Raw genomic sequence first — 19033 nt, 5'->3', positions numbered from 1 at the left:
TTGGGCTTGCGGCGACAATCGCGGTTTGCCAACCCGCGCCGCCCCGTGATCCTGCGACACGCCTTCATCCCGCTCGACAACGCCCGCCTGTCCCACCTGTGCGGCAGCCTGGACGAACACCTGCGCAGCATCGAGGCCGCCTTCGGCGTCAGCATCTCGCGGCGCAACGAGTCGTTCCGCATCGAGGGGCCGAAGGCCAGCACCGAGCGCGCCGTGGCCCTGCTGCAGACGCTGTACGGCCGTTCGCGCCGGCCGATCACGGCCGAGACGCTGCAGCTCGCGCTGACCGAGGCGCTGGCCGACGACCCGCCGGTGCGCCCGCGCAGCCCGGCATCGGGCCGCCCGGCGCTGCGCGAGGCCGGCGGCGACGACAGCGATGACGGCGACGAGGTGGTGCTGCGCACGCGCCGCTCCGACCTGACCGGGCGCACGCCCAACCAGCAGCTGTACCTGCGCAACATCCTGGCGCACGACATCACCTTCGGCATCGGCCCGGCCGGCACCGGCAAGACCTTCCTCGCGGTGGCCTGCGCGGTCGACGCGCTGGAGCGCAGCAGCGTGCAGCGCATCATCCTGACGCGCCCGGCGGTCGAGGCCGGCGAGCGCCTGGGCTTCCTGCCGGGCGACCTGGCGCAGAAGGTCGATCCCTACCTGCGCCCGCTGTACGACGCGCTGTACGACCTGATGGGCATGGACAAGGTCGGCCGCGCGTTCGAGAAGGGCAACATCGAGATCGCGCCGCTCGCCTTCATGCGCGGGCGCACGCTGAACCACGCCTTCGTGATCCTCGACGAGGCGCAGAACACCACGCGCGAGCAGATGAAGATGTTCCTGACGCGCATCGGCTTCGGCAGCAAGTGCGTCGTCACCGGCGACGTCAGCCAGATCGACCTGCCGCGCGGCACCGACAGCGGGCTGATCGACGCCGAGCGCGTGCTGCGCCGCGTGGCCGGCATCGCGATGACGCGCTTCACGTCGGCCGATGTGGTGCGGCACCCGCTGGTCGCGCGCATCGTCGAGGCCTACGACGCGACGCCGGCGGAGCGGATCTGACGATGCCGGCCGCCCGTCCGGTGCTGGGCCTGTCGCTGCAGTTCGCCGATGCGGCGCACCGCGCCGAGCTGCCGCGGCACAAGGTGGCGCGCTGGATCCGCGCGGCGCTGTCGGTGCCGGGCGAGATCACGGTGCGCATCGTCGGTGCCGACGAGGGGCGGGCGCTGAACCGCGAGTTCCGCCAGAAGGACTACGCGACCAACGTGCTGACCTTCGACTACAGCCACGAACCGGTCGTGATGGCCGACCTGATCCTGTGCGCGCCGGTGGTCGAGGCCGAGGCACGCGAGCAGGGCATCACGCTGGAGGCGCACTACGCGCACCTGCTGGTGCACGGCACGCTGCATGCGCAAGGCCATGACCACGAGGACGAGGACGAGGCGGTCGAGATGGAGGCCGAGGAGACGCGCATCCTCGCGACGCTGGGCTTCAGCGATCCGTACGCGAAGTGATCAGTGGGGCCGGCGCGAGGTGCTGAGGTAGCGCTTGCGCCAGAAGAACCAGCCGAGCGAGACCGCGATCACGACCATGAAGCCGGTCGCCATCCACACGCCGTCGCCGCTGTGGATCAGCGGCAGGCCTTCGAAGTTCATCCCGAAGAAGCCGGTCACCAGGTTCAGCGGCAGGAAGATGGCGGTCAGCACCGTCAGCGTGCGCATGATGTCGTTGGTGCGGTTGCTCTGCGCCGAGAAGTGCATCTGCACCGCGGTCTCGGCCGACGATTCGAGCCTGCGCACGTGGCTCAGCACGCGCTCGATGTGCTCCAGCACGTCGCGCGAGCGCACGCGCAGCAGCTCACGGTCGCGCGCCGCCTTCGGGTCGGATTCGGTGGGCCATTCGTCCAGCGAGTCGATCCATTCGACGATCGCGCTGCGCTGGTCTTCGCAGGTATCTTCCAGCAGGTGCAGCGAGTTGCGCGATTCGAGCAGCACCTGCCAGCTGTCGAACTGGCTGCGCGGGTTGAACAGCTCCTGCTGCAGGTAGCCGAGCTGGCGGGTCAGCAGCCGGCGCAGCTCGAGGTAGCTGTCCACCATGTGGTTCAGCATGCGCAGCATCAGGTCGGCGGAGCTGGCGGGCAGGCGCATCGCGCCGCGCGGCTCGTAGCGCTGGTCGGCGCCCTCGACCATCTGCTGCAGCTTGCTCGCGAAGAAGTCGCGCACCTGGCAGTCGGTCGGGTGCACCGTCAGCAGCACGCGGTCGAACACCGCGAAGCCGACCGGGCTGGTGTCGATGGCCTCGAGCGCGCGCTTGGCCGACGACAGCGTGCCGTTCTGGTCGTCGAGGAACATCGCCGCGCTGCCGCTGCCGGGCGCGAGGCGGCGGAACACCATCAGGTCGTACCACGAGGTGTAGTCGAAGTGCGAGGGCAGCTGGTTGTTCAGCAGGTCGGAGACGTGCAGGTCGACCAGCTGACCGCCGGTCCAGCGCTGCAGCGCGAGCTGCACCTCGGCGATGTTGACCTCGAACTCGCGCCGCGCCGTGCCGATCCACAGGTAGCCGGCGGCCGGCAGCTTGTCGGGCAGGGACTCGATCTCGGTGAACTGGTCCGGCGTGATGTGGAAGATGCGCATGCCGCCTCGTGAGGACTCGTGCCGTCGTGCTCAGCCTTGCTGCCTGAGCAGCCGCGCAGCGTCGAGCGCGAAGTAGGTCAGCACGCCGTCGGCGCCGGCGCGCTTGAACGCGAGCAGGCTCTCCAGCATCACCGCGTCGTGGTCGAGCCAGCCCTGGGCGGCGGCGGCCTTGACCATCGCGTACTCGCCGCTCACCTGGTAGGCGAAGGTCGGCACGCGGAATTCGTCCTTCACGCGGCGCACGATGTCGAGGTAGGGCAGCCCGGGCTTCACCATCACCATGTCGGCGCCTTCGGCCAGGTCGAGCGCGACTTCGCGCAGCGCCTCGTCGCTGTTGCCCGGGTCCATCTGGTAGACCTTCTTGTCGGCCTTGCCCAGGTTCTTGGCCGAGCCGACCGCGTCGCGGAACGGGCCGTAGAAGGCGCTCGCGTACTTGGCGCTGTAGGCCATGATGCGGGTGTGAATGAAGCCGCGCGCCTCGAGCGCGTTGCGGATCGCACCGATGCGGCCGTCCATCATGTCGCTCGGGGCGACGATGTCGACGCCGGCCTCGGCCTGCACCAGCGCCTGGCCGGTCAGCATCTTCACGGTGTCGTCGTTGCGGATGTAGCCGCTGGCGTCGGGCAGGCCGTCCTGGCCGTGGGTGGTGAACGGGTCGAGCGCGACGTCGGTCAGCAGGCCGAGCCGGGGGAAGTGCTTCTTCAGCTCGCGCACGACGGTGGGCACCAGGCCCTGCGGGTTCAGCGCCTCGCTGCCGTCCTCGGTCTTCAGGGAGGGCTCGATGACCGGGAACAGCGCCATCACCGGCACTCCCAGCTTCACGCATTCTTCGGCCAGCGGCATCAGACGATCCAGGCTGACGCGCTGAACGCCCGGCATCGATGCGACATCGTGCACCTGGCCGCGCCCATCCTGCACGAACACCGGATAGATGAGGTCACTGGGGTGCAGGCGGTTCTCGCGCACCAGGGCGCGGGTGAAGTCGTCGCGGCGCAGGCGGCGCGGGCGGCTGGCGGGAAAGGGAGCGGGCGGTTGCATGGGCTTCCTGTGGCGGGTTGCGGCGCCGGGCCGGCCGCCGAAACCGATGTGACGATGAGACACCGGGACTTTTTACGTGTAAATCCCGTACGACGGCCCTTCAACAGCCCGGCCCCTATCTGCTAAAGTCGCCCTTGAATGATAGCCGCAAGGCCGTCATTCCCTGCTTTTCCTCCCTGAGCAGGAGCCTTACCGTGATGACAGCGATGAGGCTTTTCAACCCCGGCTTGACGGCCGGGGTTTTCTTTTGGCCCCCGCCATAATCCCGCGGATGAGCAACCTGTATCCGTGGGTCAAGGCCCTCCACCTGATCTTCGTCGCCAGCTGGTTCGCCGGGCTGTTCTATCTGCCGCGCCTGTTCGTCAACCTCGCATCGGTGCCGGCCGACAGCCACGCCGAACGTGAGCGCCTGCTGCTGATGGCGCGCAAGCTGTACCGCTTCACCAGCTTCCTGATGGTGCCGGCCTTGCTGTTCGGCCTGTGGCTGTGGCTGGGCTTCGGCATCGGCCGCGGGCCGGGCAACGGATGGCTGCATGCCAAGCTGCTGCTGGTGGTGCTGGCGATCGGCTACCACCACGGCTGCCGCGCGCTGCTCCGCAAGTTCGAGCAGTTCAGCAACCAGCGCAGCGAGCGCTGGTACCGCTTCTTCAACGAGACCGCGATCCTGCTGTTCGCCGCGATCGTCGTGCTGGTGATCGTCAAGCCGTTCTGATCCGGCCATGGCAGCGCCGATCGCCCGGCACCGCAGCTCGGCCGCGCCGTTGGCCTGGGTGTATGCCGCGCTGATCGTCTACGCCAGCCTGTCGCCATTCTCCGGCTGGAAGCAGCCGATGGCGCTGTCGCTGTTCGGCCTCGGCCACCTGCCGTGGCCGCGCTACTGGACCAGCTTCGACGTCGTCTCCAACCTGCTCGGCTACATGCCGCTCGGGGCGCTGGCCGTCGGCGCGCTGGTGCGCAGCGGGCGCCGCGCGACGCTCGCGTTCGGCGTGGCCGTGCTGGCGGGTGCGTTGCTGTCGTTCCTGATGGAGAGCTTGCAGAACTGGCTGCAGCAGCGCGTGCCGTCGAGCCTGGACTGGGTGCTCAATACCGCCGGCACACTGGCTGGCGCGCTGGTGGCCGTCGCGGTGCACGCGCTGGGCGGCATCGACCGCTGGCAGACGCTGCGCGACCGCTGGTTCGTTGCGCGCAGCGCCGGTGGCCTGTTGCTGCTGCTGCTGTGGCCGGTCGGCCTGTTGTTCCCGACCCCGATCCCGCTCGGCCTGGGCCAGGTGCTGGTGCGGCTGCAGGAGCTGGCGGCCGAAGCCCTGTCGGGCACGCCCTGGTCGCCGTGGGTCGAGGACTGGCTGGACGCCAGCGTCGCGATGACGCCGCTGTCGCGCGGCAGCGAGCTGCTGGCGATCCTGCTCGGGCTGCTGGCGCCGTGCCTGGTGGCCGGCACCATCGTGCGCCCGGGCTGGCGCCGCGCCGTGCTGGCCCCAGGCGCTGCGGTGCTCGGCTTTGCGACGACGACGCTGTCGACCGCGCTGAACTTCGGGCCGCAGCATGCACTCGCCTGGTTGACGCCGCCGGCCCTGCCGGGCCTGCTGGCCGGCGTGCTGCTCGGCCTGGCCCTGGTGCGCATGCCGCGGCGCGGCGCGGCCGCCCTCGGGCTGGTGGTGGTGACGGCGCTGGTCGCGCTGGTCGCGCAGGCACCCACCGACCCCTACTACGCAGAAAGCCTGCAGGGCTGGGAGCAGGGCCGTTTCATCCGCTTCCATGGCCTCGCGCAATGGGTGGGCTGGCTGTGGCCGTACGCGGCGCTGATCTACCTGTTTGCCCGCGTGGCCGCGCGCGATGGCGGTGAGCGTGCAGGCGCGGGTCCGTAGAATGCCGTGATGACTTACTTCAAGCGCCACATCTTCTTTTGCCTGAACCAGCGCGACAAGGGCGAGGACAGTTGTGCCAACCATCACGCGCAAGGCGGCTTCGAGCATTGCAAGTCGCGCGTCAAGGGCGAGAAGCTCGCCGGCCCCGGCGGCGTGCGGGTCAACAAGTCCGGTTGCCTGGACCGCTGTGCCGGCGGCCCGGTCGCGGTGGTCTACCCGGAAGCCGTCTGGTACACCTATGTGGACGACGCCGACATCGACGAGATCGTCGACTCGCACCTGAAGAAGGGCGTCGTCGTCGAGCGCCTGCTGCTGCCGGACTCGGTCGGGCGCTGAGGCGGTGCAAATGAATGCCAAGACCCTCCGCCAGCTGACGCCAGGCCCCGCCGGGGCCATCGAATGCGCGCTCGACCAGCCGGAGGCCGCGCCGCGCGGCGTCGCCGTGGTCTGCCACCCGCATCCGCAGCAGGGCGGCACGATGGACAACAAGGTGGTGCAGACACTGGCGCGCGCCTTCCTGCAGCTGGGCTACCGCACGGTGCGCTTCAACTTCCGCGGCGTCGCCGGCTCCGAAGGCGCCTGGGACGACGGCCAGGGCGAGATCGACGATGCGATGGCCGTGATCGCCGCGCACCGCGACCCGGCGCTGCCGCTGGTGCTGGCCGGCTTCTCGTTCGGCGGCTACGTCGCATCGCAGGCCGCGGCGCGCCTGCCCGACGATGCGAAGGCCGAGCGGCTGGTGCTGGTCGGCCCGTCGACGCAGAAACAGAAGGTCGCGCCGGTGCCGCAGGAAACTTTGGTGATCCATGGCGAGTCCGACGACGTCGTGCCGTTGTCGGCCACGCTCGACTGGGCGCGGCCACAGTCGTTGCCGGTGGTCGTGATCCCCGGCGTCGGCCATTTCTTTCACGGGCAGCTCGCGCTGCTGAAGAACCTGGTGGTGCGCTCCTGGCATCGGTGATGCCGCGGCGAGCCCCCTCCCAACCTGATCCGCAGTTCATGAAACGTCTGATTGCCTTCGTGCTGGCGCTGAGCGCCGCCACCGTGTCGTTTGCGCAAGCGCCGCAGCCGCCCGAGATTGCCGCCAAGAGCTACATCCTGCTCGACCTGACCACCGGCCAGACCCTGGCCGAACGCGAAGCCGACGCCCCCGCCGACCCGGCCTCGCTGACCAAGCTGATGACGGCCTACCTGGCCTTTGCCGCGCTGCGCGAACACAAGCTGACGCTCGAGCAGACGCTGCCGGTGTCGCTTCGCGCCTGGCAGGAGCGCAAGGGCGGCGGTTCACTGATGTTCATCGAGCCGCGCAGCACGCCCAAGGTCGAAGACCTGCTGCGCGGGCTGATCGTCAACTCGGGCAACGACGCGGCGGTGGTGCTGGCCGAGGGCGTCGGTGGCTCGCTCGACCAGTTCATCGCGATGATGAACCGCCAGGCCCAGGCTTTCGGCCTGAAGAACACCGAGTTCAAGAACGCGACCGGCCTGACCGAACCCGGCCACAAGAGCACCGCGCGCGACGTGGCGGTGATCGCCGGCCGCATCATCCGCGACTTCCCCGAGTACTACCCGATCTATTCGATCAAGAAGTACCACTACGACGGCGCGCCGATCAGCAACGAGAACAACCGCAACGTGCTGCTGACGCGCGACCCGACGGTCGACGGCATGAAGACCGGCTACACCGAGGCCGCCGGCTACTGCATGGTGGTGTCGGCGCAGCGCGACTTCCCCAACCTGGCCGCCAACGGTGCCGGCGGCGGCAAGCGCCGGCTGCTGAGCGTGGTGCTGAACGCCGCGTCGATGGACGCCCGCGCGAATGAAAGTCAGAAGCTGCTGAACTGGGGCTTCCAGGCTTTCGACACGGTGCGCCTGTTCGAATCGTCGAAGGCGGTCGCGACCGTGCCGGTCTGGAAAGGCACCGCGCGCGAAGCCCAGCTGGGCGCCGCCAACGCCGTCTTCGTCAGCGTGCCCAAGGGCGACGGCGCGAAGCTGCAGACGAAGATCGAACGCACCGACCCGCTGGTCGCGCCGCTGGCCCAGGGGCAGCGCGTCGGGACGCTGCGGGTGACGACGTCCGCCGGCGCGCCGGTGGCCGAGCTGCCGCTGGTCGTGCTGCAGGGAGTCGAGCAGGCCGGCATCTTCGGCCGGGCCTGGGATGCCCTGCGGCTGTGGATCAAGTAAGCTCGTCCGATCTTCCGATCGCAAGTCCTTCCGGGAGGCCGCATGCAAGCGATACCTGACACCCTGTGCTATCTGAATGGCGAGTACGGCCCGTTGCGCGACGCCAAGGTCTCGGTGCTGGACCGCGGCTTCGTGTTCGGCGACGGCATCTACGAGGTCGTGCCGGTCTACGGCCGGCGCCTGTTCCGCTTCGACGAACACCTGGCGCGGCTGAACCGCAGCCTCGCCAAGGTGCGCATCGCCAGCCCGTTCGACCGCGCGCAGTGGCTGGAACGCTGCCGCAAGCTGATCGCCGCGCAGGCGGCCGACGACCAGCTGCTGTACATCCAGGTGACGCGCGGCGTCGCGGTCCGCGACCACGTGATGCCGGCCGATCTGACGCCCACGGTCTTCATGATGACCAACCCGATGAAGCCGGCCAGCGCCGAGCAGCGCCATCACGGCGTGGCCTGCGTGACGGCGCGCGATTTCCGCTGGGAGCGCGGCGACATCAAGTCGGTCTCGCTGCTCGGCAACGTGCTGGCGCGCCAGCTGTCGGCCGACCACAACGCGGTCGAGACGCTGATGTTCCGCGACGGCTTCCTGACCGAGGCCTCGTCCAGCAACGTCTGGATCGTGCAGGAAGGCGCGGTGCTCGGTGCGCCGAAGAGCGAGCACGTGCTGGAAGGCATCCGCTACGAGCTGATCCGCGAGCTGTGCGAGGAAGCCGGCATCGGCTACAACCTGCGGCCGATCTCCGAGGCCGAGGTGCTGGCGGCGGACGAGGTGATGCTGAGCTCGGCCACGAAAGAGGTGCTGCCGGTCACTCAGATCGACGGCGAATCGGTCGGCCACGGGGCCCTGCGCGGCAAGCCCGGCCCGGTCTACGCGCGCCTGTACGAGGCTTACCAGCGCGCCAAGGCGGCCCAGTCGATTTGAAATCCTCGGGGCCGGCCCCATTTCTGCAGGCATGAACGCCACGATGCAAGACATTCCGCCCGAGCAGTCGCTGATCGAATACCCGTCCCGTTTCCCGATCAAGGTGATGGGCGCCAACGTCGATGGTTTCGTCCACGCGATCGTCAGCGTGGCGAAGCAGTTCGACCCCGACTACGACGCCGCGACGGTCGAGATCCGCCCGAGCAGCGGCAACAAGTACCTGGGCGTGACGATCACCGTCACCGCCACCAGCCGCGAGCAGCTCGATGAGCTGTACCGCACGCTGTCGACCCACCCGATGGTCAAGGTGGTGCTGTGACGCGACGGCCGTGCTGCTGAAGCTGCTCGGCCGGACGGACTACGCGGCGGCCGAGGAGGCCATGCGCAGCTTCACCGCGCAGCGCAGCGCCGACACGCCGGACGAGATCTGGCTGTGCGAGCACCCGCCCGTCTACACCCAGGGCCAGGCCGGCAAGGCCGAGCACGTGCTGGATGCGCATGGCATCCCTGTCGTGCAGACCAACCGCGGTGGCCAGGTCACGTACCATGGTCCGGGCCAGGTGGTGGCCTACCCGCTGGTCGACCTGCGGCGCCTGGGCATCTACGTCAAGGAATACGTCTACCGGCTGGAGCACTGTGCGATCAAGACGCTCGAGGGCTTCGGTGTCACCGGGCACCGGGTGGCCGGGGCGCCGGGCATCTACGTCAACCTGGCCGATCCGGGCGGGCATGCGGCGCTGGCCGGTCCGCGTGCCCATGATGATTTCGGGGGGCTGGGCAAGATCGCCGCGCTGGGCATCAAGGTCAGCCGGCACTGCACCTACCACGGCCTGGCGCTGAACGTCGCGATGGACCTGAGCCCCTTCGGCGGCATCAACCCCTGCGGCTACGCCGGGCTGCAAACCATCGACTTGGCTACACTGGGCGTCCGCACCGACTGGACGACCGTCGCGCAGCGGCTGGGTGACCGGCTGGTGTCGCACCTGAGTTGATCCTGGAAAGAACCTCCCCCATGTCGACCGAGAACGTCATCCACCAGGCCCAGGACGCGGCCAGCTACGACGCCAGCGCCAAGCAGAAGGCGCAAGCCAAGACGGCGCGCATCCCGATCAAGATCGTCGCCGCCGAGACGCTGAAGAAGCCCGACTGGATCCGCGTCAAGGCCGGCTCGCCCAGCACGCGCTTCTACGAGATCAAGCAGATCCTGCGCGAGCACAAGCTGCACACGGTGTGCGAGGAAGCGTCGTGCCCGAACATCGGCGAGTGCTTCGGCAAGGGCACGGCCACCTTCATGATCATGGGCGACAAGTGCACGCGGCGCTGCCCGTTCTGCGACGTCGGCCACGGCCGGCCGGATCCGCTGGACGCCGACGAGCCGCTGAACCTCGCGAAGACCATCGCGGCGCTGCGCCTGAAGTATGTCGTGATCACCAGCGTCGACCGCGACGACCTGCGCGATGGCGGCGCGGCGCACTTCGTCGAATGCATCCAGCGCACCCGGGAGCTCTCGCCGCAGACGCGCATCGAGATCCTGACGCCCGATTTCCGCGGCCGCATGGACCGTGCGCTCGAGATCCTGAAGGCGGCGCCGCCCGACGTGATGAACCACAACCTCGAGACCGCGCCGCGCCTCTACAAGGAAGCGCGTCCGGGCTCGGACTACGCGTATTCGCTGAACCTGCTGAAGCGCTTCAAGGAATTCGCGCCGCACGTGCCGACCAAGAGCGGGCTGATGGTGGGCCTGGGCGAGACGGACGACGAGATCCTGCAGGTGATGCGCGACATGCGCGAGCACGGCATCGACATGCTGACCATCGGCCAGTACCTCGCGCCGAGCGGCCACCACCTGCCGGTGCGTCGTTACGTGCACCCGGACACCTTCAAGATGTTCGAGGACGAGGCGATGAAGATGGGCTTCACGCACGCCGCCGTCGGTGCGATGGTGCGGTCGAGCTACCACGCCGACCAGCAGGCCCACGAGGCGGGCGTCGCGAACGCGGTCTAGGACTCTGCGAGCAGCCGTTCCACCAGTGCCTGCAGCGCGACGAAATCGGGCTCGCCGACGTAGCGCTTGACGATCTCGCCGCGCCTGTTCAGCAGCACGATGGTCGGCGTGCCTTCGATCGGCGCGAAGCTGCGCGCCACCGAGCCGGTGTTGTCGATCACCACGGTGAACGGCAGCCGGCGCGACTCGGCGAAGTGGATCACCGAAGCCGGCGGGTCGTAGCTCATCGCGACGGCCAGGGTCTCGAAGCCGCGCGACTTGAACTTCTCGTGGGTGGCCACGACGCGCGGCATCTCGTGCACGCAGGTCGTGCAGGTGGTGGCCCAGAAATTCACCAGCACCACCTGGCCCTTGAGCTGCGCGATGCTGCTGCGGCTGCCGTCCAGCCGCGTGAAGGTGGCATCGGGTGCGGCCTCGGGCCGGCTGATCCACGCATAACCCCCAAAAGCCGCGGCCAAAATCGCCAAAACGCTCAGGGCAACGGCAAGATGGCGGGTCAATTTCATGGGGATCGATCGATGGAACGGCGAAAGTTTACGTCAGGGCTCGTGCTGGGGTCTTGCGGCTTGGGCGTGTGGGCCTGGGCCGGCAGTGCGCAGGCCTTGAGCCTGAGCGAGGGCGATGCCGCCTCCGGCATCCGGGCGGCGCTCGAACGCGGCGCCGTGTCGGCGGTGAGCCTGCTGGGCCGGCCGGACGGCTTTCTCGCCAACCCGAAGGTGCACATCCCGCTGCCCGGCTTCCTGAACGAGGCGGCGCGCTTCCTGAAGGCGACCGGCCAGCAGCGGCGCGTCGACGAACTCGAGACCTCGCTGAACCGCGCGGCCGAGGCGGCCGTGCCGGAGGCCAAGACCTTGCTGGTCAGCGCCGTCAAGGGCATGAGCGTCGAGGACGCCAAGGGCATCCTGAGCGGCGGCGACAACTCGGTGACCGAGTTCTTCGTCGGCAAGACGCGCGAGCCGCTGGGCGTGCGCTTCCTGCCCATCGTCAAGCGCGCGACCGAGAAGGTTTCGCTGGTCGACAAGTACAACGCGGTGGCAGGCAAGGCCGCCAGTTTCGGGCTGTTGAAGGCGCAGGACGCCAACATCCACACCTACGTCACCGAGAAGGCGCTCGACGGGCTGTTCCTGATGATCGGCGAAGAGGAACGCAAGATCCGCGAGAACCCGGTCGCCACCGGCAGCGCGATCCTGAAGAAGGTGTTCGGCAGCCTGAAGTGATCAGGCCTTCGACAGCTCGAACATCAGCGCCGACGGCAGCGACGTGAGGATGGCGTCGCGCCCGACGCGCGCCATGTTCAGCCCGCCGAAGCCGGAGATCTCGAAGGTGTTGCCCTCTTCGATGATCTCGATGAACACCACGTCGGTGCCGGCCGAATCGACTTCGCCGCGCAGTTCGTTGAAGCGGTCGCCGCGCAGCACCGACTCGACGACGATCGCGTGCGGCAGGCCGCTGCGACAGAAGTCGCGGGCTTCCTCGATCGAGGTCACGAAGTCGACCAGCAGGCCCATGTTGCGCACCGCGTCGCGCACCTGCACGCGCACGTCGCGCCGCGAGGCCACCACCAGCACGTGGCTGCCGGCCAGCGGCTTGGTCTGCGTCGAGTGCGAGAAGCCGTGGCTGTTGTTGTCGATCTCGAGGATGCTCAGGCCCTCGAGCTGCTCGCTGACGGTGCGCGGGAACTCGAGGGTCAGCGTCACGTGGCTGCCTTCGACCTTGCGGTCGATCGGCAGGCCCATCGTCCAGGCGGTCTGCTCCAGCAGGCGCCAGGTCATCGAATCGAGCGGCGAGCCTTCCTCGACGGTGGCCGGCGGCAGGTCGGCCTGGTCCACCGGCTGGTAGGCGAACTTGCTGACGAGGCGGGCGTGCGTCGGCCAGGTCTTGATGTCGATGCGGTACTCGATGTTCGAATGGGCGTGCAGCATCGACCAGTCGAGCAGGGTGTTGAACAGGCTGAACAGCAGCGAGGCATCGACGATCACGTCGGCCGGCTTCAGCACCTGCTTGATGTGGATGCCGCGCGCCTGGGTTTCCTGCGCGCGTTGCGTCAGCACGTCCTTCAGGGTCTGCGTCAGCGCCAGGCGCTCGTGGGTCTGGCGCAGGCGGCCGGACGCGAGGCGCGCCAGCTGCTGGCCGGTCATGCTGATCTTGCGGGCGCACTGGATCTCGTCGGACAGCGCGCGCAGGCTGGTGCGGTCGATGCGGCCGGTGCTCGCCAGGCACATGACGCGTTCCAGCGCGCTGGTCAGCGGCGAGGCCATTTCGGCGCTCAACTCGTTGACGACCTCCCGCCAGTGATCGCGCTCGTCGGTGTCGACGTCGGCGGTCTTGCCGCTGGGTGCCGCTGCGCGGTCGAGTTCGGTCATGTCCATGTGAGTCCCTGTGTGTGAAAAAGGACGGCAAACCCGGGTTTGTCACCCTTGGTTGCAAGTGTCCTTCAGGCAGGGCCCGCTGCCATCCCCCGGCAGCGCAAATCCCCCGAACTTGGGGGTAGGACGGTCCGGCTACAGCACGCCTTGCTGCCGCAGCTCGGCGCGCTCGGCCTCGCTCCAGCCCAGTTCGGCCAGCACCGCATCGGTGTGCTCGCCCAGCAGCGGCGGGGCGCGACGGTACTGGACCGGCGTGGCGGACAGCTTGATCGGGCTGGCGACCACGCGCAGCGCGTCGGTCAGCGGGTGGGGCATCGGGACGGCCATGCCGCGTGCCTGGACCTGCGGATCGGCGAACACCTCGGCCAGGTCGTTGATGGCGCCGCAGGGCACCTTGGCCGCCTCCAGGGCCGACAGCCAGGCCTGCTTCGGGCGGGTCTTCAGCCGCTCGGCCAGCAGCGGCACCAGCATGTCGCGATGCCGCACCCGGTCGGCGTTGCGGGCGTAGCGCGGGTCGCGCGCCAGCTCGGGGCAGCCGGCGACTTCGCAGAACTTGGCGAACTGGCCGTCGTTGCCGACCGCCAGGATCACGTGGCCGTCCGAGGTCTCGAACACCTGGTAGGGCACGATGTTCTGGTGGGCGTTGCCGGCGCGGCGCGGCGCGGCGCCGGTGGCCAGGAAGTTGGCCCCCAGGTTCGCCAGCATTGCGACCTGGGTGTCGAGCAGCGCCATGTCGACCACCTGGCCCTCGCCGGTGGCATCGCGGTGGTGCAGTGCGGCGAGGATCCCGACGCTGGCATACATGCCGGTGAAGAGGTCGGCCACCGCCACGCCCACCTTCTGCGGGCCGCCGCCGGGCAGGTCGTCGCGCTCGCCGGTCACGCTCATCAGGCCGCCGATGCCTTGCACCGCATAGTCGTAGCCGGCGCGCTCGCGGTACGGGCCGGTCTGGCCGAAGCCGGTGATCGAGCAGTAGACGAGCCGCGGGTACAGCGCGTGCATCGAGGCCGCATCGAGGCCGTAGCGCGCCATGTCGCCGACCTTGAAATTCTCGATGAAGACGTCGCACTGTGCGGCCAGCCGCCGGATCAGCGCCTGGCCTTCGGGGCGGGCGATGTCGACCGTGATCGAACGCTTGTTGCGGTTGGTGCCCAGGTAGTAGGCAGCCTCGGCGGTGTCCTGGCCGTCGCGGTCTTTCAGGAACGGCGGGCCCCAGCCGCGCGTGTCGTCGCCGCCGGCGCCATCGCGCATCGGGCGCTCGACCTTGATCACGTCGGCGCCCAGGTCGGCCAGCGTCTGGGTGCACCAGGGACCGGCCAGCACGCGCGACAGGTCGAGGATGCGGATGCCGGCCAGCGGCAGGGACGTCGGGGAGGATGTGCTCATCCGGACCATTGTGGCGCCGGGCGCCGGGATAATGGCCCGATGCTGTTTCCTGGTTTTCGCGCGGGTGCCGCGCTGGCGCTCGCGTCGGCGCTGGCCGCCTGTTCGCCGACGCTCGACTGGCGCGAGGTGCGGCCCGAAGGGGCCGGGCTGCTGGCGTTGTTTCCGTGCAAGCCGTCGAAGGATGCGCGCCGCGTCGCGCTGGCCGGGGTGCCGCTGCGCATCGGCCTGCAGGCCTGCCAGGCCGGTGGCGCGACCTTCGCGCTCAGCTTTGCCGACACCGGCGATCCGGCGCGCGTGGCAGCGACGCTCGAGGCGCTGCGGGCCGCAGCCGGCATCAACCTGTCCGGCACGCCGGTGGTGGTCGGCCCCGCGCAGGTGCCCGGCATGACGCCGCAGGCCCTGGCCCAGCGGGTCGCGCTGCAAGGGCGATTGCCGGACGGCTCGGCGGTGCGCCAGGAACTGCTGTTCTTCGTCAAGGGCACCGTGGTCTACCAGGCGACCGTGCTGGGGCCGCACGTGGATCCGGCGGCGATCGATGCCTTTTTCGAAGGGCTGAAGCTCGGGGCGTGATGCGAATGTCGTCGCAACAGCGTGCGGCAGCGTTGTGAGTGCATGCCAGTTTGGTGCATATCTGTGGTTTTTGTGGCGAGACCGGCGTCCGCCGGTTCCCGCACCCACCGGATCGCCCGGCCGAACTGCCGATAATCAAAGACCATGCCCGGCTTGCTCATCATTGCCCACGCGCCCCTGGCGTCATCGCTGAAAGCGGTGGCGCAGCACACCTTTCCCGACTGTGCGCGCCTGGTGGAGGCGCTCGACGTGCCGCCCGGCATGCCGCTGGAAGAGATCGAGGCCCGGGCACGCGAGATGCTCGGCCGGGTCAGCAACCCCGATGCGCTGATCTTTGCCGACGTGTTCGGCGCGACACCCTGCAACGTGGCGCAGCGCCTGGCCGACGGCCTGCACGTGAAGGTGATCGCCGGCGTCAACGTGCCGATGCTGTGGCGCTCTCTTTGCTATGCGGATGAATCACTCGACGCGATGGTGGCGCGCGCGATGGCCGGAGCCACGCAAGGCGTGATGCAGGTGGCCTCGGCGCGTCCGCAGAACCAGGCCTTCAAACCAGGTGGAAATGACCAAAACCAGCATCATCATCAGCAATAAGCTCGGCCTGCACGCGCGGGCCTCGGCCAAGCTCAGCAAGCTGGCCGGCAGTTTCCAGTGCGAAGTCCAGATGAGCCGCAACGGCCGTCAGGTCAATGCCAAGAGCATCATGGGGGTGATGATGCTGGCCGCCGGCCTCGGCACCGAGGTCGAGCTGGAAACCTCGGGGGCCGACGAGGAGGCTGCGATGCAGGCCCTCCTTGCCCTGATCAACGACAAGTTCGGCGAAGGCGAGTGATCCGGGCTCAGTTGGCGCCGTGGCCGAGGAAGTGCTTGCGGTAGCGCGAGGGCAGGTCGGCGATGCGCATCAGCATCGGCAGGTCGGCGGTGTTGAAATCGGGATCCCAGGCCGGCGGGCCCAGCACCTTTGCACCGCAGCGCAGGTAGCCCTTGATCAGTGCCGGGGCCTCGACCGCCAGGTCGTGCTGCAGTTCCTCCACCGGCAGGGCCAGCCGCGGGCGCACCTGCAGCTCGATCGGCGCGAGGTGCGTGTGGCGCAGCTGCTCCCACAGGCTGGCGGCGAAATGACCGCCATCGCGCATGCTGACGCTGGCGCAGCCGACCATCGTGTCGAGCTTGTTGCGCACCATGAATTCGGCCAGGGCCCCCCACAGCGCGAGGATCGCGCCGCCCGAGCGCCACGCCGGGTGCACGCAGGAGCGGCCCAGTTCCACCATGGTCGAGCGCAGCGGGCGCAGGCGGGTCAGGTCGAATTCGGTTTCGCTGTACAGGCCGCCGATGCGGCGCGCCGAATCGGGCGTCAGCACGCGGTAGGTGCCGATCACCGGGCCCGGGTCTCCCGCTTCGCCCGGCGCACGCACCAGAAGGTGCTCGCAGAACGGGTCGAACATGTCGATGTCGTGGCCGGCCGGCGAGCCGTGCGGCACGCTCAGGCGTGCGCCCATCTCCTCGGCGAAAACCAGGTGCCTCAGGCGCTGCGCCTGGCGAACTTCGTCTTCATCGCGTGCCCAAACCACTTCCAGCTGAGCTGCATCAACCCGGCGCGCTTGTGGAGCAGGTGAGCTTTCGTGAAGTGACCTCCGGGACGTGTCACCACGCAAATCGGACAGAGGCATCGTCGGCAGGGGCAGGTCCCTCATGGCGTTCTCCTGTGTACTGCCCGGATGGTCGCGGACCACGGTGACGCCCCCATGAAGCGGACATGACGCGTCCATGACAAGTGCGCGTTTCCCCGCGTGCAGGCGCAGCGGCCGCTGCTACGATCGTCCGGATGAGCTTCCAGGTCTTCGGTCTACCGGTTTCACGGGGTGTCGCGATCGGGCGCGCGGTGATGGTCGCGTCCAGCCGCATCGACGTCGCGCACTACTTCATCGAGGCTTCGCAGGTCGAGTCCGAGATCGAACGGCTGCGCACCGCGCGCGACGCCGTCGCGCAGGAACTGACGACGCTGCAGCGCGAGCTGCCGGCCGACGCGCCGGGCGAGCTGTCGGCGCTGCTCGACGTGCACCTGATGCTGCTGCACGACGACTCGCTGACGGGCGCCACCAAGAACTGGATCCAGGAGCGGCACTACAACGGCGAATGGGCCTTGTCGGCCCAGCTCGAAGTGCTGGCGCGCCAGTTCGACGAGATGGAGGACGAATACCTGCGCGAGCGCAAGGCCGACCTGGAGCAGGTGGTCGAGCGCCTGCTGCGGGCGATGGCGCGCGGGCCGCTGTCGGATCACGCGCCGGCGCCGGGCGTGAGCCCGAGGGACTTCGGCGGCGAGGATCCGCTGGTGCTGGTCGCCAATGACATCGCGCCGGCCGACATGCTGCAGTTCAAGCGCAGCATCTTCACCGGCTTCATCACCGACGTCGGCGGCAAGACCTCGCACACCGCGATCGTTGCACGCAGCATGGACATCCCGGCGGTGGTGGGCGCGCGCGAGGCGAGCCACATCATCCGGCAGGACGATTGGGTGGTGATCGACGGCGACTGCGGGGCGGTCATCGTGAACCCGTCGCCCATCGTGCTGGAGGAATACCGGTTCCGGCAGCGCCAGAGCGGGCTCGAACGGGATCGGCTGTCGCGGCTGCGCCATACGCCGGCCGTGACGCTGGATGGCGAACGCGTGGAGCTGCACGCGAACATCGAGTTGCCGGTGGACGCGACGGCAGCCCTGGAGGCGGGTGCGGTCGGCGTCGGGCTGTTCCGCAGCGAGTTCCTGTTCATGAACCGGGGCAGCGAGCTGCCGGGCGAGGAAGAGCAGTTCGAGGCATACCGCGCGGCGGTCATCGCGATGAACGGGTTGCCGGTGACTATCCGCACGGTCGACATCGGTGCGGACAAGCCGCTGGACCGGATGTCGGTCAACGAGTTGCGGCACGAGCACGCGCTGAATCCGGCGCTCGGGCTGAGGGCGATCCGCTGGAGCCTGTCGGAGCCGGGGATGTTCAGACAGCAGTTGCGGGCCATCCTGCGCGCAGCCGCGGTGGGGCCGGTGCGCATCCTGGTGCCGATGGTGGCGCACCTGAGCGAGGTGCGGATGTTCCTCGACGCGCTGGAGCGTGCGCGCCAGCAGCTGGCCGATGCGGGGCGGCCGTTCGGTGTGGTGGAGGTGGGCGCGATGATCGAGGTGCCCGCGGCTGCGCTGGCATTGCCGCTGCTGCTGAAGCACTTCGATTTCGTGTCGATCGGTACCAACGACCTGATCCAGTACACGCTGGCGATCGACCGGGCTGACGAGGCGGTATCGCACCTGTACGACCCGTGGCATCCGGCGGTGTTGAGCCTGATCTTCCAGACGATCTCCCATGCGCGCGCCGCGGGCAAGAGTGTCAGCGTCTGCGGAGAGATGGCGGGCGATCCGGACTTCACCGACCTGCTGCTGGCAATGGGTCTGCGCAACTTCTCGATGCATCCGTCGCAGATCTCGGCCATCAAGCAGCGTGTGCTGCGGGCGGACACCCGGCGACTGGCGCCGCACCTGGCGGCGATCCTGGGATGCGAGGACCCGGCGGCTGCCTGCCGTGATGTGACGGCGTCGCTGCAGGCGTTGAGTCATCACGCGAATTCATGACAGCGTTGCGAATGGCCAAAAAAGGATGCTATAGTCGTGGTCTTCGCTGATGACGAATCACTGATTCGACAGCAGCGGGATGTTGGACGGCGGCAAGCAGCGAGTTGATTGAAAAATCGATGAGCGACACGAATAAAAATCGTGAAAGTCGCTAAAAACGTGCTACAGTCGCAGGCTCTGCTGAACGAAGTGCAAAACGAAAGTTGAAGCGCGACGAGGCAGGCAAGCGGCGAGTCAGGAATGACGAGTGGCGCGGCAGCTCTTTAAAAACATACAGCCGATAAGTGTGGGCGTTGGAAGGCGAGTGCCGAAGGGTCGAAAGACTCGAGGTCTCATGGACCTTAAACGCTCATGAAGTGAAGTTCACTTCAATTCATTGAGTAAATTATCAAGATCGAACTGAAGAGTTTGATCCTGGCTCAGATTGAACGCTGGCGGCATGCCTTACACGGCATGCCTTACAC

Annotated in this window: 22 protein-coding genes; 16 read left to right on the top strand and 6 right to left on the bottom strand. The window is 68.4% G+C overall.

Annotated elements, in window-relative coordinates; translation table 11 throughout:
- Positions 1 to 45 precede the first annotated feature (45 nt).
- Together AC1DYN_RS16470 and ybeY are read left to right on the top strand one after the other, a co-directional pair.
- Entirely contained in the window at positions 46 to 1053 is a 1008-nt protein-coding gene (locus tag AC1DYN_RS16470) for a PhoH family protein (protein WP_477961405.1), read from the top strand.
- 2 nt (positions 1054 to 1055) lie between these two features.
- On the top strand, positions 1056 to 1505 hold the full coding sequence (ybeY, locus tag AC1DYN_RS16465; protein ID WP_477961403.1) for an rRNA maturation RNase YbeY: 450 nt from the start codon (positions 1056 to 1058) through the stop codon (positions 1503 to 1505).
- Here the strand turns inward: ybeY and AC1DYN_RS16460 are convergent, their stop codons facing one another.
- Both AC1DYN_RS16460 and hemB read right to left on the bottom strand, forming a co-directional pair.
- Complete coding sequence (locus AC1DYN_RS16460; RefSeq protein ID WP_477961401.1) at positions 1506 to 2624, bottom strand: magnesium transporter CorA family protein; 1119 nt, start codon at positions 2622 to 2624, stop codon at positions 1506 to 1508. It lies immediately after the preceding gene.
- Positions 2625 to 2654: 30 nt separating this feature from the next.
- Entirely contained in the window at positions 2655 to 3662 is a 1008-nt protein-coding gene (hemB, locus tag AC1DYN_RS16455; RefSeq protein ID WP_477961399.1) for a porphobilinogen synthase, read from the bottom strand.
- 271 nt (positions 3663 to 3933) lie between these two features.
- On the opposite strand from hemB, the gene AC1DYN_RS16450 reads away from it, so the two are divergent.
- From AC1DYN_RS16450 to lipA, 9 genes are read left to right on the top strand one after another with little or no spacing between them, the layout of a single operon-like run.
- Complete coding sequence (locus tag AC1DYN_RS16450; protein WP_477961397.1) at positions 3934 to 4374, top strand: CopD family protein; 441 nt, start codon at positions 3934 to 3936, stop codon at positions 4372 to 4374.
- A 7-nt stretch (positions 4375 to 4381) separates the two neighbouring features.
- The gene (locus AC1DYN_RS16445; RefSeq protein ID WP_477961395.1) at positions 4382 to 5527 is read left to right on the top strand and encodes a VanZ family protein; all 1146 of its coding nucleotides are present in this window, start codon (positions 4382 to 4384) and stop codon (positions 5525 to 5527) included.
- A 9-nt stretch (positions 5528 to 5536) separates the two neighbouring features.
- The gene (locus AC1DYN_RS16440; RefSeq protein WP_477961393.1) at positions 5537 to 5863 is read left to right on the top strand and encodes a (2Fe-2S) ferredoxin domain-containing protein; all 327 of its coding nucleotides are present in this window, start codon (positions 5537 to 5539) and stop codon (positions 5861 to 5863) included.
- 10 nt (positions 5864 to 5873) lie between these two features.
- Positions 5874 to 6488, top strand: coding sequence for an alpha/beta hydrolase (locus AC1DYN_RS16435; RefSeq protein ID WP_477961390.1), 615 nt, complete (start codon positions 5874 to 5876; stop codon positions 6486 to 6488).
- 38 nt (positions 6489 to 6526) lie between these two features.
- Positions 6527 to 7708 carry a D-alanyl-D-alanine carboxypeptidase family protein gene (locus tag AC1DYN_RS16430; protein WP_477961388.1) on the top strand — a complete coding sequence of 394 codons (1182 nt, stop codon included), beginning with the start codon at positions 6527 to 6529 and terminating at the stop codon, positions 7706 to 7708.
- A 42-nt stretch (positions 7709 to 7750) separates the two neighbouring features.
- Entirely contained in the window at positions 7751 to 8626 is an 876-nt protein-coding gene (locus tag AC1DYN_RS16425; RefSeq protein WP_477961386.1) for a D-amino acid aminotransferase, read from the top strand.
- 43 nt (positions 8627 to 8669) lie between these two features.
- The gene (locus AC1DYN_RS16420; protein WP_477961384.1) at positions 8670 to 8945 is read left to right on the top strand and encodes a YbeD family protein; all 276 of its coding nucleotides are present in this window, start codon (positions 8670 to 8672) and stop codon (positions 8943 to 8945) included.
- 10 nt (positions 8946 to 8955) lie between these two features.
- Positions 8956 to 9618 (top strand): lipoyl(octanoyl) transferase LipB, encoded by a 663-nt coding sequence (gene lipB / locus AC1DYN_RS16415; RefSeq protein ID WP_477961382.1) that lies wholly within the window; start codon positions 8956 to 8958, stop codon positions 9616 to 9618.
- A 20-nt stretch (positions 9619 to 9638) separates the two neighbouring features.
- Entirely contained in the window at positions 9639 to 10631 is a 993-nt protein-coding gene (gene lipA / locus AC1DYN_RS16410) for a lipoyl synthase (protein WP_477961380.1), read from the top strand.
- On the opposite strand, the gene AC1DYN_RS16405 is transcribed toward lipA, so the two are convergent.
- Positions 10628 to 11137, bottom strand: a complete 510-nt coding sequence (locus AC1DYN_RS16405) for a TlpA family protein disulfide reductase (protein WP_477961378.1) — start codon at positions 11135 to 11137, stop codon at positions 10628 to 10630. The genes lipA and AC1DYN_RS16405 overlap by 4 nt on opposite strands.
- A gap of 12 nt (positions 11138 to 11149) precedes the next feature.
- On the opposite strand from AC1DYN_RS16405, the gene AC1DYN_RS16400 reads away from it, so the two are divergent.
- Entirely contained in the window at positions 11150 to 11848 is a 699-nt protein-coding gene (locus AC1DYN_RS16400; protein ID WP_477961376.1) for a DUF4197 domain-containing protein, read from the top strand.
- Here the strand turns inward: AC1DYN_RS16400 and AC1DYN_RS16395 are convergent, their stop codons facing one another.
- Entirely contained in the window at positions 11849 to 13000 is a 1152-nt protein-coding gene (locus tag AC1DYN_RS16395; protein WP_477961374.1) for a hypothetical protein, read from the bottom strand. It abuts the gene before it with no gap.
- A gap of 132 nt (positions 13001 to 13132) precedes the next feature.
- Positions 13133 to 14383: a CaiB/BaiF CoA transferase family protein gene (locus tag AC1DYN_RS16390; RefSeq protein WP_477961372.1), complete on the bottom strand. Its 1251-nt coding sequence runs from the start codon at positions 14381 to 14383 to the stop codon at positions 13133 to 13135.
- Positions 14384 to 14422: 39 nt separating this feature from the next.
- Between AC1DYN_RS16390 and AC1DYN_RS16385 the strand changes: the two genes are divergently transcribed.
- The 3 genes from AC1DYN_RS16385 (at position 14423) to AC1DYN_RS16375 (ending at position 15785) form a co-directional block, all read left to right on the top strand.
- Positions 14423 to 14953, top strand: coding sequence for a hypothetical protein (locus AC1DYN_RS16385; RefSeq protein WP_477961370.1), 531 nt, complete (start codon positions 14423 to 14425; stop codon positions 14951 to 14953).
- A 144-nt stretch (positions 14954 to 15097) separates the two neighbouring features.
- Positions 15098 to 15547 carry a PTS sugar transporter subunit IIA gene (locus tag AC1DYN_RS16380; protein WP_477961368.1) on the top strand — a complete coding sequence of 150 codons (450 nt, stop codon included), beginning with the start codon at positions 15098 to 15100 and terminating at the stop codon, positions 15545 to 15547.
- On the top strand, positions 15516 to 15785 hold the full coding sequence (locus tag AC1DYN_RS16375; RefSeq protein WP_477961366.1) for an HPr family phosphocarrier protein: 270 nt from the start codon (positions 15516 to 15518) through the stop codon (positions 15783 to 15785). The genes AC1DYN_RS16380 and AC1DYN_RS16375 overlap by 32 nt, the downstream gene beginning before the upstream one ends.
- Positions 15786 to 15792: 7 nt before the next feature.
- Here AC1DYN_RS16375 and AC1DYN_RS16370 read toward each other — a convergent pair whose 3' ends face one another.
- On the bottom strand, positions 15793 to 16647 hold the full coding sequence (locus AC1DYN_RS16370; protein WP_477961365.1) for a GNAT family N-acetyltransferase: 855 nt from the start codon (positions 16645 to 16647) through the stop codon (positions 15793 to 15795).
- A gap of 131 nt (positions 16648 to 16778) precedes the next feature.
- Here AC1DYN_RS16370 and ptsP point away from each other — a divergent pair, with 131 nt between their 5' ends.
- Positions 16779 to 18569 carry a phosphoenolpyruvate--protein phosphotransferase gene (ptsP, locus tag AC1DYN_RS16365; RefSeq protein ID WP_477961363.1) on the top strand — a complete coding sequence of 597 codons (1791 nt, stop codon included), beginning with the start codon at positions 16779 to 16781 and terminating at the stop codon, positions 18567 to 18569.
- The last annotated feature ends 464 nt before the right edge of the window (positions 18570 to 19033 follow it).

It is taken from the genome of Rhizobacter sp. P2_D12, assembly GCF_056404395.1.
Note: the sequence above shows the minus strand (reverse complement) of the source record. Positions and strands in the feature narration are given on the sequence as shown.

Bases quoted from the DNA above. Each gene is read 5' to 3' on its own strand.
- ybeY (WP_477961403.1), top strand. From the start codon at position 1,056: ATGCCGGCCGCCCGTCCGGTGCTGGGCCTGTCGCTGCAGTTCGCCGAT.
- AC1DYN_RS16460 (WP_477961401.1), bottom strand. From the start codon at position 2,624: ATGCGCATCTTCCACATCACGCCGGACCAGTTCACCGAGATCGAGTCC.
- hemB (WP_477961399.1), bottom strand. From the start codon at position 3,662: ATGCAACCGCCCGCTCCCTTTCCCGCCAGCCGCCCGCGCCGCCTGCGC.
- AC1DYN_RS16450 (WP_477961397.1), top strand. From the start codon at position 3,934: ATGAGCAACCTGTATCCGTGGGTCAAGGCCCTCCACCTGATCTTCGTC.
- AC1DYN_RS16445 (WP_477961395.1), top strand. From the start codon at position 4,382: ATGGCAGCGCCGATCGCCCGGCACCGCAGCTCGGCCGCGCCGTTGGCC.
- AC1DYN_RS16440 (WP_477961393.1), top strand. From the start codon at position 5,537: ATGACTTACTTCAAGCGCCACATCTTCTTTTGCCTGAACCAGCGCGAC.
- AC1DYN_RS16435 (WP_477961390.1), top strand. From the start codon at position 5,874: ATGAATGCCAAGACCCTCCGCCAGCTGACGCCAGGCCCCGCCGGGGCC.
- AC1DYN_RS16430 (WP_477961388.1), top strand. From the start codon at position 6,527: ATGAAACGTCTGATTGCCTTCGTGCTGGCGCTGAGCGCCGCCACCGTG.
- AC1DYN_RS16425 (WP_477961386.1), top strand. From the start codon at position 7,751: ATGCAAGCGATACCTGACACCCTGTGCTATCTGAATGGCGAGTACGGC.
- AC1DYN_RS16420 (WP_477961384.1), top strand. From the start codon at position 8,670: ATGCAAGACATTCCGCCCGAGCAGTCGCTGATCGAATACCCGTCCCGT.
- lipA (WP_477961380.1), top strand. From the start codon at position 9,639: ATGTCGACCGAGAACGTCATCCACCAGGCCCAGGACGCGGCCAGCTAC.
- AC1DYN_RS16405 (WP_477961378.1), bottom strand. From the start codon at position 11,137: ATGAAATTGACCCGCCATCTTGCCGTTGCCCTGAGCGTTTTGGCGATT.
- AC1DYN_RS16400 (WP_477961376.1), top strand. From the start codon at position 11,150: ATGGAACGGCGAAAGTTTACGTCAGGGCTCGTGCTGGGGTCTTGCGGC.
- AC1DYN_RS16395 (WP_477961374.1), bottom strand. From the start codon at position 13,000: ATGGACATGACCGAACTCGACCGCGCAGCGGCACCCAGCGGCAAGACC.
- AC1DYN_RS16390 (WP_477961372.1), bottom strand. From the start codon at position 14,383: ATGAGCACATCCTCCCCGACGTCCCTGCCGCTGGCCGGCATCCGCATC.
- AC1DYN_RS16385 (WP_477961370.1), top strand. From the start codon at position 14,423: ATGCTGTTTCCTGGTTTTCGCGCGGGTGCCGCGCTGGCGCTCGCGTCG.
- AC1DYN_RS16380 (WP_477961368.1), top strand. From the start codon at position 15,098: ATGCCCGGCTTGCTCATCATTGCCCACGCGCCCCTGGCGTCATCGCTG.
- AC1DYN_RS16375 (WP_477961366.1), top strand. From the start codon at position 15,516: ATGACCAAAACCAGCATCATCATCAGCAATAAGCTCGGCCTGCACGCG.
- AC1DYN_RS16370 (WP_477961365.1), bottom strand. From the start codon at position 16,647: ATGAGGGACCTGCCCCTGCCGACGATGCCTCTGTCCGATTTGCGTGGT.
- ptsP (WP_477961363.1), top strand. From the start codon at position 16,779: ATGAGCTTCCAGGTCTTCGGTCTACCGGTTTCACGGGGTGTCGCGATC.